Here is a 13851-nt window from a genome sequence, read left to right as displayed (position 1 = left end):
AAAAAAACTCCGAAGTTGCTTTCGGAGTTTTTAATCTAGTCTTCTGTTGGTTTTTGCATTACAAAATCTTCCATAAACTTGGTGGTATAGTTTCCTGCCAAATAATCTGGATGTTCCATAAGCTGTCTGTGAAAAGGGATGGTTGTTTTTACACCTTCTATCACGAACTCGTCTAGGGCACGTTTCATTTTGTTAATGGCTTCTTCACGTGTTTGCGCAGTTGTGATTAACTTGGCAATCATGGAGTCGTAATTTGGTGGTATGGTATATCCTGCGTACACATGCGTGTCCAAACGTACACCATGACCTCCTGGAGCGTGCAAGGTTGTTATTTTTCCTGGCGAGGGACGAAAATCGTTGAACGGATCTTCGGCATTGATTCTACATTCAATGGAATGTAAGTTTGGTGTGTAGTTTTTTCCAGAGATTGGCACTCCGGCAGCTACAAGAATTTGCTCACGGATTAAATCGAAATCGATTACCTGTTCTGTAATTGGGTGCTCTACTTGAATACGCGTATTCATTTCCATAAAGTAGAAGTTTCTGTGTTTATCTACCAAAAATTCAACGGTTCCAGCACCTTCGTATTTAATGAATTCGGCTGCTTTTACGGCAGCATCTCCCATTTTTTTACGTAAAGCAGCTGTCATGAATGGAGATGGCACCTCTTCGGTTAATTTTTGATGGCGTCTTTGTACCGAACAATCCCTTTCCGATAGGTGACATGCTTTTCCGTTAGAGTCTCCTACAATTTGTATTTCAATATGTCTTGGTTCTTCAATAAGTTTTTCCATGTACATATCGTCGTTTCCAAAAGCAGCTTTGGATTCTTGTCTGGCAGATTCCCACGCTTCTTTTAGTTTTTCTGGTTTCCAAACGGCTCTCATACCTTTTCCTCCACCTCCAGCAGTAGCTTTAAGCATGACTGGATAACCAATTTCCTTGGCAATTTTTTCGGCTTCTTTAAAATCCTCAATAATGCCATCGCTTCCTGGTACACAAGGTACTCCTGCAGCTTTCATGGTCGCTTTTGCAGATGCTTTGTCTCCCATTTTGTTAATCATTTCGGCAGAGGCACCTATAAATTTTATTTTATGTTCTTCACAGATTTTTGAAAATTTAGCGTTTTCCGATAAAAATCCGTAACCTGGATGTATGGCATCTGCATTGGTAATTTCGGCAGCTGCAATCACATTCGACATTTTTAGGTAAGATAAATTACTTGGTGGAGGCCCAATGCATACAGCTTCGTCCGCAAACTTAACTGGTAAGCTTTCGGCATCGGCTGTAGAGTAAATGGCTACCGTTTTTATGCCCATTTCTTTACAGGTTCTAATAACACGTAGTGCTATTTCTCCTCTATTGGCAACTAATATTTTTTTAAACATAATTTTATTGAGTATATAAGTTTATTGTTTTGTGCATTTGTGGTTCTGGTTTATAAAAACCTGGAACTTTAAATTTTAAACATTAAACTTTAAATTATGATGGATCAACTAAAAATAAAGGTTGATCGAATTCTACTGGTGATGAATCGTCAACTAAAACTTTTACAATTTTTCCAGAAACTTCAGATTCTATTTCGTTAAATAGTTTCATGGCTTCAATAATACACAATACATCCCCTTCCTTGATGGTTTGGCCAACTTCAACAAAAACCGGTTTGTCTGGAGAAGGTTTACGATATAAGGTTCCTATTATAGGCGATTTTATAGTGATGTATTTAGAATCTTCTGCAGTTGTTGTTGCAGTAGTGGTTTCGGCAGCTGCTGGTTGAGCTGCTGGTGCTGGTGCTGGTGCTGCTGGTTGAGCCACTGGCGCACCTACAGGAATTTGCTGTACATAGGTTGTTGTTTCCTGTTTGTCATCACTACCTGTTTTAATAGTGATTTTTACATCTTCTGTTTCTAATTTAACTTCACTTGCTCCTGATTTGGCAACAAATTTAATTAAGTTTTGAATGTCCTTTAAATCCATAATTTTAGATATTAAATTTTATTAAGTAGTTAGTTAGGAGTTATAGGCCCATTTTAAATAAATGGAGCCCCAAGTAAATCCACCTCCAAAAGCTGCAAAAATTAAATTGTCGCCTTTTTTCAGTTGAGATTCGTAATCGTTTAATAATAAAGGTAAAGTGGCTGATGTGGTATTGCCGTATTTTTCAATATTCATCATGACTTTGTCTTCCTGCAATTCTATTCTGTTGGCTGTGGCATCAATAATGCGCTTGTTTGCTTGGTGTGCCACCAACCAAGAAATGTCTTTGGTTGTTAAATTGTTTCTATCCAATATTTTTACTGCCACATCTGCCATGTTAAAAACGGCGTTTTTAAATACGGTTTTTCCATCTTGAAACACTTGATGTTTGTGTTCCTTAATGGCTTCTGGTGTGGATGGATACGAAGATCCTCCATAGGTAGCCTGTAAAAATTCCCTTCCAGAACCGTCACTTCTTAAATACTCGTCCTGCAATCCAAAACCTTCTTGGTTAGGCTCAAAAAGTACAGCTCCTGCTCCATCTCCAAATATGATACAGGTTGCCCTATCTTCATAATTTATCATGGACGAGTTTTTGTCTGCACCTATTAAAAGTACTTTTTTGTATTTTCCAGATTCGATATATCTGGCAGCAACAGACATGCCATATAAAAAACTGGAACAAGCAGCTTCCAAATCGAATGAAAAAGCATTCGTGGCTCCAATATGCGTTGCTGTATAAGCAGATGTTGAAGCAGCTTTCATGTCTGGAGTGGCTGTTGCAACAATTACCAATTCAATATCTTTGGGGTTTACACCACTTTTATCAATGAGGTTCTGGGCAGCCTTTATGGCCAAATAAGAAGTTCCTTTACCGTCTTCTTTAAGAATTCTTCGTTCTTTAATTCCTGTTCGTGTGGTAATCCATTCATCATTGGTATCAACCATGCCTTCCAGCATTTTATTGGTCAATACATAATCTGGCACATAACCACCTACAGCTGTAATTGCTGCTGAGATTTTACTCATAATTTTTAAAGTTAATTTGGCCCAAAATTATTGCAAATTCAATTAAATAATCATGAAATGTATGAAAAACAATTCATTTTGGTCTAATTTAATGCAAATTAAGTCGTTTTTGACTTCTATAAAAATTTAAAACAAAAAAAACGCTCACAAGTGAGCGTTTTATTATATGCATGCATAATACTTATGCTAAGTTTTCTTCTACTTCAGAGTTATCTATAAGAACTTGTCCTCTATAATATAACTTACCTTCGTGCCAGTGAGCTCTGTGGTATAAGTGTGCTTCTCCTGTAGTAGGACACGTAGCAATTTGAGGTGCTGTTGCTTTATAATGTGTTCTTCTTTTGTCTCTTCTTGTTTTAGAGATTTTTCTTTTAGGATGTGCCATTTTCTATGTTTATTTATCCGTTAATAGTTTCTTTAATGTATTCCAACGAGGATCCGTTTCCTCTTCAGTTTCTTTGTTTTCTTTAAGCTTTGGGCTTAATTCTTCTAATTTTTTAAGTATTTCTGAATCTAGTGTTCCGTCTTTAACTCCTGGGTGAACCCTTTTGGTAGGAACAGATAGCACAATGAACTCGTAAATATATTGTTGAATGTTGATCTCGTATTCACCATGTGGCAAAATCAATATATCTATTTCTTCATCGTTCAATTCCTCTCCAAATTTAACCACTATGTCAAATTGGTTTGAAATTTCCTGGTTGTAAGCTTCATTTGTTAAGTCACAATTAATGTTTACGGTTCCAGAGATTTCGAAATGCAACTCAAACAAGGTTGTTTTTTTGTCGAACAGAACATCTACATTTACAGACGAGCTGTTAAATTCTTCATACTCAAAATGTTCAAAGAACGTATTATTAATTTGATACTCAAAATGATGCTTTCCTAGTTTTAATCCTACAAACGGAATTGTAAACTCTTTCAATCGCTTCATTTTCACATCTAATTTGAGCCTGCAAATATAACAAATAAATTTTTAGATAAAACAACTTATAAACATTTTTTTGTTTATATCTTTTTTTGTCGTGTTTTGAGAATGTTTTTGGTTAAATGCTCGTATTCCTTCCTGTTTTTGAAGATTTGAATAGCGGCAAAAACGGCTTCTTTAAAAGAACTTTCGTCTGCTTCGCCTTTTCCGGCTATTTCAAAAGCTGTTCCATGGTCTGGAGAGGTCCGTACTTTGCTCAATCCTGCTGTAAAATTCACTCCTTTACCAAAAGCAAGTGTTTTAAAAGGGATTAAGCCTTGATCGTGATAAGCTGCAATTATGGCATCGAAATTTTTGTAATTTTTAGAACCAAAAAAGCTGTCTGCAGCATATGGTCCAAATACCAACCTGCCTTTGTCCCTGATCTCGCTTAAAGTAGGCCTTAAAACCTCATCGTCTTCTTTACCAATAACACCATTATCGCCAGTATGGGGATTAATGCCCAAAACGGCCACTTTTGGTTTTCTTATTTTAAAATCTTTTTCAAGGGATTGGTATATAATATCCAGTTTGTCTTTTATTAACTGTTTGGTAATGTGGCCGGAAATGTCCTTTACAGGTACGTGGTCTGTAAGCAAGCCTACCCTTAGGGTGTCTGAGACCATAAACATTAAACTGTTGCCTTCAAGTTCTTTCGCCAAATAATCTGTGTGACCCGGGAAATTAAATGCATCCGATTGAATGTTGTGTTTATTAATTGGTGCCGTTACCAAAACATCAACATGGTTGCCCTTAAGGGCTTGGGTTGCAGCTTGGAGCGATTTAATGGCATAGGCGCCCATTTTTGGGTCTTCCTTCCCAAATTCAATATTGAATTTATCGTTCCATACATTGTAAACATTTAGTTTTCCATGTATTATTTGGTTGTAATTATTAACTCCGTTAAAATTTAATCCCAAATTAAAATGTTTGTTTAAAAATGAAATGGTCTTGACAGATGCAAAAATTACAGGTGTGCAAAATTCCAGCATTCTAGGGTCTTCAAAAGTTTTTAAAACTATTTCGCCTCCTATGCCATTTAAGTCTCCTATAGATATGCCTACAATTATATTTTCTTCGTTCTTCATTAAAATAAGATAACTTTTGTTTGTAATTTTACACTTGCAAATTTAACCAAATATTCGACATATATGTTTACTGGAATCATTGAAAGTGTTGGAGTAGTAAAAGATTTAAAAAAAGAGCTACAAAACTTACACATAACCATTACCTGTAATTTTACAAATGAACTGAAAATAGACCAAAGTGTTGCCCATAATGGTGTATGTTTAACGGTTGTCCATATTTCTGGAAATGAATACACAGTAACCGCTATTGAGGAAACCTTAAGTAAAACCAACCTTAAACAACTACAAGTAAACGATTACGTAAATCTTGAACGAGCCATGAAACTTGGCGATAGATTGGATGGACACATTGTTCAAGGACATGTGGACCAAACTGCCATTTGTACAGATATTACGTATGAAGAAGGCAGCTGGAAATTTACATTTCAATATGATGCGTCCCTGAATAACATAACCATTGAAAAAGGTTCCATAACGGTTAATGGAGTAAGCCTAACGGTTGTAGACTCTGAAAAAGATTCTTTTAGCGTGGCCATTATACCCTACACTTTTGAGCATACCAACTTTAAAAATTTTATTAAAGGTACCGAAGTGAATTTGGAATTTGATGTGATTGGGAAGTATGTAACCCGATTGATGAGCTTAAATTAACGTTTCAATAATTTTTTAACACCTATAACAATCCCAATGCATAAACCAGCTAAAACCCCTCCATCTATAGGAAGACCAGGTGGTGGTGGTGGCAGTGGTGGTGGTGGTGTATTTTGAGCAATACAAACAAAGCTTATTAATACAAATAAGATTGAGGCAACCATTTTTTTGTTTTGTATCTTCATTTGCTTGTAAATGTATAAAAAAAAGCGACCTAACAAAATAAAAAACGCAAAAAATGTCTATGAAGTGCAAATATCTTCGACAAAGCGCATGGTTTTGTAAATTCGCTATTGACTGTTTTATTTCCCAAATATATGTTTTTTTGACTTAAATAATCATTTATTTTCGTTTATATCCATTAATTACAGGATGTAAGGTAACTTAATAAACACAAAGGGGAAATCTGTTATGAACCTTGTTCCTTTAATATAAACGTTTAAGCCAGATGTATATTTTATTATCAATAAATTAATCTTGCTGAACCTAAGTCTTAAAAATAAAGAATTAAAACGGATATCCAATGGCAAAATTCAGGATAGGCTTGGAAACATCAAAATGAAAACGCTCTCCTTTGGGTAGTGCTGGATTGTGAAAAGGGGCAGCCAAATCAAAACGGATAACAAAACTTTGAATATCTACCCGAAGTCCTACTCCTGCTCCCATTCCCAATTCGCTTAAAAAATCACTGCTAAATTTATCTTTTCCGTTATAAGTTGGGTTTTCTTTGGAGTTCCAGATGTTACCTGCATCGGCAAAAACAGCACCTTTTAAGAAGGAAACTATTGGGAACCTATATTCCAAATTGGCCTCTAGTCTTATATTTCCTGTTTTGTCAAAATAATCACTATTGGTTCCGTCTGTATCTGGGTTATAGGTTCCAGGTCCCAAAGACCTAATGTTAAAAGCCCTAACACTGTAAGGCCCTCCAGAATAGTATTGTTTTACAAAAGGAACCACATCAGAGTTCCCATAAGCCAAACCATAACCACCAAAAAGCCTAGCTGCAATAACTTGCTCTTTTTTAAAATTAAAGTGATAATGCAAATCGAGATCTGCTTTGGCATATTGCGCATAAGCCAAACCTAAAAATGTTTTTGGATTGCCTTCTCCTTGATCCTTGCCAAATAAGCTTATGGAATTTCCTGCTATGTCAAAAGTGAAGTTGACATAAAATTGATGCGTTTTTTGGGTATCAACCATTTCATTGTAGGAAAAGGAATAAGTAAGTCCTGCAATAAACTCCTGCTCAAAACTTCGTCTTAAAAACGGATCGTTATCCAAAATCTCTTCAAATTCTGGAGTGGTATCGTAAAGCTGGGTGTAATTAACGGAAATAGGGTTTATTTCATGGGTTACAAAACGGTTGGCATCCCATAAATAACCAAACAACGCTGTTCCGGAAAGCAAAGTGTACAAATCGGTTCGGTCCAAATAATCAATACTTAAAGAGATCTTGGTTTTTGGTATGGAGTATTTAAAAAAGTTATTGTCTATTTTAATGGGAAACAGAACCCGAGGAAAAATAAGTTCGTTTTCCAGTCCCAATTCCAAACTGGAGTTTCCAGAATTCTTCTCACCTCCTATTTGTGTTTCATAGCCTATTTTAGGGCTAATATTAAAGGTTTCGCCTCCTCCAAATAAATTTCTGTTACTTAAGGTTAAAGCAAAAGCTGGACCTGCAAAGTTATTGGATTTTGTGACCACTTGTAGCTCTGCCCTTAGGGCTCGTTTATTTAATGGCGACAAATAAATATTGGCTTCCAACCTGCCCATACTGTCTGTTGCTATGGTATCCAGTTCCTTGTACTGAATATTGACATATTTGTAGGCACCAATGGTTGACAGACGTCTTGCCGTATTTCTGGAGCCTTCCGGATTGTAAAGTTGCCCTTCATTTAAAACAATAAAAGGGTCTAAATATTTGGGTTTGAAAAAAGTTTCCTTTTGAATATAATTTTTTTCGTTATAACGTGTTGTAGCCGTTTGAACAGAGTCGGACACCTCGTAATTTGGGTAGATATTTATTTTAGATAACCTATAAGGAATGAGGCTTTTTTCTGGAACCTCATTTTTAAGTTTTAAAAATAAATCGAATTTTTTGTTGTCGTATCTGTTGGTGTCTGCTTCAAAAATTAAAAAATTATTGTTAAAATTGTAATAGCCTTTCTTTTTAAGCGCTTGGTCTATTCTTTTTCTCTCTAATTTCATACTGCTTAAATCGAATCGCATACCCTCTTTAAAAGGCGATTCCTTTACCAGGTTTTGAATGTCTTTTTTAATGGGATTTGGCAAGGTATCCAATTGATAACTTTCCATTCTGTAAGGTTTTGTAACCTTAACTGTATAATCCACAGACGCTTTTTTTTCTTCTTCTTGAAAGGCAGAGCTAGCCCGACTATAGAAAAACCCTCTGTTTTCCAGTCGGTTTAACAGCAAATCTTCCACGTCATAGGTTTCCACATCGGACTGATAGACTGGCGCTTCACCAAATTGCTTATAGAGCCAACGGTTGATGAATCCTGGATGTTCTTTTTGGTTTTTATAGTGATAATACAAGCCCAAGTACATACCTAAAAATTTGGAGTTGGGTTCTGGACGTAAAACACTTTCCAATTCTGCTTTTAAAGCAGGTTTATTGTCAATTACAGAATCTGATTCTATGGTTAGGGTAGCTCCAGTGTATAAACGTTCTTCTTCTGGAATGTGTTTGGTAATACTGCAAGAATAAAAACTTCCAATCAAGAACAGGTAAATAAGTTTGTATGGTAAATTAAATTTCAATTGTTCTACTTTATATTAGTTCTTTTTTTGCTCCATACTTTTGTTTGTGGCTGCTTCTTTTTCTTTTCTTTTTTTCTCTGCCTCATTCTTGGCTGCCTCTTTTTCGGCCTTTAATTTTTTCTCTTGTTCTGTTTGTGCTTTAAACAAGGCATCCCAAAGTTCGCTGTATTTGTTAAACTCTTGGGTAAAAATAAGCGCAATGCCACTTACAACGGTTTGGCCATCAATAACATTTTCAAATTCATTTCTGCTAAAGCCTTTTAATCTATATCTGCCACTTTCAGTCAATAAATATTCGATACTGACATTACCAATTATGGGTGTTTCTTCTCCCGTGGAACTACTTCCTTCAATATCCACTTCACTTCCAACCCTTACAATCAACCTTTCATCAAACAATTTTTGCTGGGCAGCAATATCCAATTGGGTTCGTTGTTGTGGTGAAGTCCCTTGATAATCTGTATAACTATTGATACCAAAATCGAGTTCAAATCCTGAATTTCCCAATAATTTATCTGTAAACACATTTAATTGATCTGCCACGGCATCGTTTAAATTGTCCCTTGCTATGGATGCTACTCCTCCTGTACTGCCATCACTGCCAGGATCTGGGTAGAACCTATTTAAAACCAAAAGGGAAAAGACCTGTTTGTTCAATTCGTCTTCTTGATTGTTTAACTGCTGAATCCTTCCGTACACTTGACCTCCAACAGCACCTTGTTCCTCTTCTGGCATATCTAAATTAAACGCAATTTCAGGTTCCATAAGTTGGCCATCAATGTTTAGATAGACATAAAAGGGCAGTACTTGACGGAATTTCCCCTTAACGGCAGGATCGTCTCCAGAATATACAGGAGCCATTAAGGAAGAGGCTGAGGCTTCTACTTCATAAAGTGCCTTGACATCCAGTTTCGCATCAAAAGGATCTCCAGACCAAGTAACACGACTGCCTGGCACCAATTTAAACTTTCGGTTAACCAATTTGTATAAATTTAATTCATAATGACCATCCAAAACCTCATAAACCCCAGAGAGTTTTAAATTCCCATTGGGATTCATGGTCATGTTAAAATCGCCTTCGCCCGAGACCTTAAAATTATCGCCAGTTTCTTCATCAATGATAATGGTTACAGTGGCTTTTTTTCCAATTTTTAAGAGGGCTGAAATATCAAACCCTTTAATGGTTGCCGTTTTCTCTTGGGTCCTGGTTAAAATAGCATCTGGATGTTCCCTATTCACAAAAATCACCACACCATCACGCTCTTCCACATTGACCGTAGCCGATGGCAAGACATAGGTAATATCTGTATCGGAACTTACTGTCATGTCCATGTTTACTTTAGGTATTTGCAGATCGCCAGTTATGGTAGCCGTTCCATCAAAACTAGCTTGTCCATAGAGAAAATCGTTGTCGTCTTTTGTGGCATTGATAACTTGGAAGTCGTTGGCGCTTACTTCCAAATTGAAAGTGGGATTAATAAACGATTTTGTCCCTATTTTTCCAGACATTTCAAAAGTATTGCTATTGGCATCACGTATTACAAATTGATCCATGGACAAACCGGAATTATCAATGTTCAAGGTTTCGTCCTGAAGCGTAAAAGCCGAATTGAACATGGCTATTTTAAAATTGGCATCCTCAAATTTCAAAGTGCCTTCGTATTTTGGTTCTTTGGTCGTGCCATATAATTTAAAATTCCCTGAGAAACTACCTGCTGTTTCTGTTATTTCCCCTTGTGAAAACCCTGTAAGGGCTTTCATATTGAATTGATTGATATCTAAATCCAAATCCAAACGTGCACCTGATTGACTTGCCACATAATCGCCGTGAAAATCAAAATCCACTTCTCCTTCTTTTAAGCTGGCATCAAAATCGTAGCTATCGTTTCCTAAAGATGTGGCATCCACCTTAAAAACACCTAAATCCACATCCATTACACGAAGGGACTGAACATCTAAATCTGCCACAATGCCTGTATCCTCAAAAGGTTCTTCCAAAATAAAATGGCCATTAAGGTTTCCAGAAGCCAACGTATCGTCTGGATTTAAATAACTTAAAAAACCGCTTAAATTAAAATTCTTAAAATCTATAGCCACATGGTCTTTGGGAATTTCAGGAAACGCATCGGTTATTTCAATGACTTGATTGCCTTTGGTCATTTTAAAATTGTTGAACACCAGTTTTTTATCGTAAATAAGAATGTCATTGGAATCTGGAATAGTCCACGCCGATTTGCTTAAAATAAGGTTGCCTGGAACAACATGGTATCGCAATTCCTCGCGACTTCCAGTAATCTTACTGGAAATCTGGGCCAAAATTTCGGTATCGTGATATGCTAAAAAGTCCAAAGTCAATTCATTATTGGTTTGGTTTCCGGAAATCACCGTTTTTTGAATGTTTAAGGGTCCAGCCTGGATGTTGTTAAAGCCTAAATTAAAATTAAATTTATCTACATCTGTATCCATGGAAAAAGCCAAGCTATCCAACTCGTAACCATTGTAATTGATTTTTGGCGCTGTAATATTTGCTTTCAGTTTACGTTCTGCTTCTTCAAAATCCACTGAAATATCAATGGTGTCAAGGTCTTTAACATTTACCAAAAACACATCGTTTAAAATTGGTGCTTGACTGATTTTTCCCCTTAATTTTAAATTAATAGGATTGGAAATGCTATCTGAAACTTTTTCGTCACGATAAAAATAACTCAACACATGTTGTTTTATAGACGACAGCCAGGTTTGTGGATCTGCATTGGATTCCAGCTGCAGTTGTACCATTTTATTGTTTAAGGAGACTGATGTGGTATCTTTTCTAACATGTGCCAAAGCATTGAAATCTCCAAGCAAATAACTTTTATTGTCGTACACCACAACACCTTTGTCCACAATGGTTGCCAGGTCAAAACTATTTCCGTTGCCTTTAAAATCGGCATAGATGTTCATGCCTGTTTTAATGTTGCGATCCATAAGGCCAAGGGCTTGCAAATCTGCTCCAATAATATTTATTTCTGCAGTAATTTCTGGAGCAATGGAATCCAATACCACAGTGGCAAATAAATTCGCGTTCAAGTTTTTATCTTTATAATTGGAAGTGATGTTTCCAGTACCATTTGTAATATCACCAACCAGTTTTAAATCGTTTACCTGATAATTATTGTATTTAAAACTGGAAACGGTTGCTTCAAGTTTGGCATCTAAATTATTAATGTTATCCCCTTTCCCTTCTATATTTAATTGAAGGTTTAACGTGCCTAATTCTTCGTTTTTAAGTAATTCGTTTAATTTATATTCTTCTATTTCTAAGTTGGCATCAAACGCTAAAGTTTCATCGTTTTTAAATTGTCCTTCTATTTTTGCAATCCCTTGTGAAGTGGTTAAAGTAGCATTGGCTTCCATAAGGTTTAAGTTTCCTGTAGCTGTGCCTGCCAACTCCACGTTTTCTGGAAGGCTTACGTCAAAATCGTCTTCTTTTACAAACTGAAGGATGTCTGAACGTTTGGTACTAACTGAAAATTCAGGAATTTGAAAAGATATGGAATCTGTATGTGTTATATTTTGAATGTTTCCTTTAACAGAAACTTTTGTGTCATTCCAACGAACAGTCATTTTTGAAAGGTTAATATCAGCCAGATATCCTGTAGCTTGAATGTTACCTGTAATACGTTTTTCGCTTAAAGTGTTTAAATAGTCGTTCTCTTTTAAATTTGGTTGGATTAAAAACAAATCTTTAAGGGAAACCACAAATGAAGGCAGGTTTAATGCCACTCTAGATTGTTCAGGCATGCTAATAAACTGTGCCAAGGAAGGATAGTCCAATTGCAGCTGACCTTTTAAGGCATTATTGTTTAATTGGGTTTTTAAATTTGAAATATTAAGCTGCTTATCTGTAGCGTCCAGAGACAATTTCAAATTCTTTAAATGAATTCCAGAAACCTCCTTAAAAGACGCATCATCCAACTGCAAATGGGCAATCTTGTCTTTAAGCTTTATGTCTTCGGCTTGTAAGTTTATGTTTGTTAACACAATGGCATTTGAATTAAACACTCCTTTTTTACCTGTTTCGTTATTTACCAAATAGCTGAAGTTGTTGTTTTCCAGTTCTATTTCGGCAAGGTCCAATTGCAAATCTGGCCATTCAAACTTCAAGATATCTTGCTCAATATCTTCTGACACCTCCTCTACTTTTTCAGTTACAGCATTTTTTTCGGTTTCAGTTTTTAGGGTAATGGAAGAGTCTTTAAGGCTAAATTCAGTAATTTCAAATTGCTGATTTACCAGATCGACTTTGGGAATTTCAGTGTATAGTTCTTCAATGTCCAAGATTGCCGCTATGTTATCTGTTTGGTTTTGGTAATTGGCAAACACCTTGGTAAGTGTTAATTCATCTACTGTTAAAGTTGGTAAGGTACTAGACTCTGAATCTTCAGTCTTTGGAACAGCTGTTTGAATAAAGGTGATATCGCTGTGAGTTAATTCCAGTTCCGAAGCCTTAAAAATCATGGATTCCAAATCGGTTTCATCCATATCTACAATCAGTTCCCCAACTTTAAAACGACTTTCAATACCTGTAACCGCATCGTTATAAACCACATCGAAATCTTCAAAATATAAATGTCCCAAAATCAGGTTTATTGAAGAAGAGGTGGTGTCTGTTGCAACAGTTGTTGTGTTCTGCGAGGTAAAAGCATCGATTAAAAATTGAAAATTAAACCCTTGAACGGTATCTGTTCTAACAATATTGGCTCGAACCCCTTTCCAGTCCAAGGCATCTACGCCTATGCCATTACCTTGTATTAGAGACCACAAAGGCATATTGGCTTCCAAGGATTTTGAATAGATTAAAGTGTCTCCCTTGGTGTCTTCCAAATAAAGCCCATCCAGTTGTATGTCGCCATCAAAAGTGATAAAGAGTTTTTCAACTTCAACTTTGGTATGTGTTTTATTGGACAGAAAGGATACAGCTTTAGTTACAATTATGTCTTGTCCCCAAGGGCTTCTAATAAATAAAATAAGCAAAAATAAGAGCGCAAGAATGCCCAAAACAATCCGTCCGATTATTTTTAAGAATCTAAACCTTTTCTTTTTGGTTGGCTTTGGTATGTCTTTATGTGCTTCTTTTTCCAAACAAATTTATCTGAATTACAAATTTATTATTTTAATAATGCGCATTGGTGCTTTATTCTATTTATTAATAGCTTTAACGCAGAAATACGATATTGAAATGTAACCAAATTTCTAAATTTTTACACTATTTTAACCCGTATTGATAAAAACGGGCCATTTTTATAAGGTACAATAGCTTAGAAATAAAATATAAGGATATCATGCCAAAACCCAAGGGACAAAAAAACACGA

General features: G+C 35.9%; 10 protein-coding genes. 1 reads left to right on the top strand and 9 read right to left on the bottom strand.

Annotated elements, in window-relative coordinates; all coding sequences use genetic code 11:
- Window positions 1-35: 35 nt before the first annotated feature.
- The 6 genes from accC to pdxA form a co-directional block, all read right to left on the bottom strand.
- Window positions 36-1388, bottom strand: coding sequence for an acetyl-CoA carboxylase biotin carboxylase subunit (accC, locus tag AACY93_RS00915; protein ID WP_007647172.1), 1353 nt, complete (start codon window positions 1386-1388; stop codon window positions 36-38).
- Between the two features lie 94 nt (window positions 1389-1482).
- Window positions 1483-1977 carry an acetyl-CoA carboxylase biotin carboxyl carrier protein gene (accB, locus tag AACY93_RS00910; RefSeq protein WP_007647173.1) on the bottom strand — a complete coding sequence of 165 codons (495 nt, stop codon included), beginning with the start codon at window positions 1975-1977 and terminating at the stop codon, window positions 1483-1485.
- 33 nt (window positions 1978-2010) lie between these two features.
- Window positions 2011-3006 carry a beta-ketoacyl-ACP synthase III gene (locus AACY93_RS00905; RefSeq protein ID WP_007647174.1) on the bottom strand — a complete coding sequence of 332 codons (996 nt, stop codon included), beginning with the start codon at window positions 3004-3006 and terminating at the stop codon, window positions 2011-2013.
- 181 nt (window positions 3007-3187) lie between these two features.
- Window positions 3188-3391 (bottom strand): 50S ribosomal protein L32, encoded by a 204-nt coding sequence (gene rpmF / locus AACY93_RS00900; RefSeq protein WP_007647175.1) that lies wholly within the window; start codon window positions 3389-3391, stop codon window positions 3188-3190.
- 9 nt (window positions 3392-3400) lie between these two features.
- Window positions 3401-3940, bottom strand: coding sequence for a DUF177 domain-containing protein (locus tag AACY93_RS00895; RefSeq protein ID WP_286853039.1), 540 nt, complete (start codon window positions 3938-3940; stop codon window positions 3401-3403).
- A gap of 74 nt (window positions 3941-4014) precedes the next feature.
- Window positions 4015-5061, bottom strand: a complete 1047-nt coding sequence (gene pdxA / locus AACY93_RS00890) for a 4-hydroxythreonine-4-phosphate dehydrogenase PdxA (protein WP_286853040.1) — start codon at window positions 5059-5061, stop codon at window positions 4015-4017.
- A 63-nt stretch (window positions 5062-5124) separates the two neighbouring features.
- Here pdxA and AACY93_RS00885 point away from each other — a divergent pair, with 63 nt between their 5' ends.
- Entirely contained in the window at window positions 5125-5712 is a 588-nt protein-coding gene (locus AACY93_RS00885) for a riboflavin synthase (protein WP_286853041.1), read from the top strand.
- On the opposite strand, the gene AACY93_RS00880 is transcribed toward AACY93_RS00885, so the two are convergent.
- From AACY93_RS00880 to AACY93_RS00870, 3 genes are all read right to left on the bottom strand, one after another.
- On the bottom strand, window positions 5709-5897 hold the full coding sequence (locus AACY93_RS00880) for a hypothetical protein (RefSeq protein ID WP_007647184.1): 189 nt from the start codon (window positions 5895-5897) through the stop codon (window positions 5709-5711). The two genes, AACY93_RS00885 and AACY93_RS00880, sit on opposite strands and share 4 nt — an antisense overlap.
- Window positions 5898-6219: 322 nt before the next feature.
- The gene (locus AACY93_RS00875) at window positions 6220-8496 is read right to left on the bottom strand and encodes a BamA/TamA family outer membrane protein (RefSeq protein WP_286853042.1); all 2277 of its coding nucleotides are present in this window, start codon (window positions 8494-8496) and stop codon (window positions 6220-6222) included.
- Window positions 8497-8511: 15 nt separating this feature from the next.
- On the bottom strand, window positions 8512-13620 hold the full coding sequence (locus AACY93_RS00870) for a translocation/assembly module TamB (RefSeq protein ID WP_286853043.1): 5109 nt from the start codon (window positions 13618-13620) through the stop codon (window positions 8512-8514).
- Window positions 13621-13851: the final 231 nt, after the last annotated feature.

Source organism: uncultured Xanthomarina sp., assembly GCF_963971605.1.
GTDB lineage: Bacteria > Bacteroidota > Bacteroidia > Flavobacteriales > Flavobacteriaceae > Xanthomarina > Xanthomarina gelatinilytica.
Note: the sequence above shows the minus strand (reverse complement) of the source record. Positions and strands in the feature narration are given on the sequence as shown.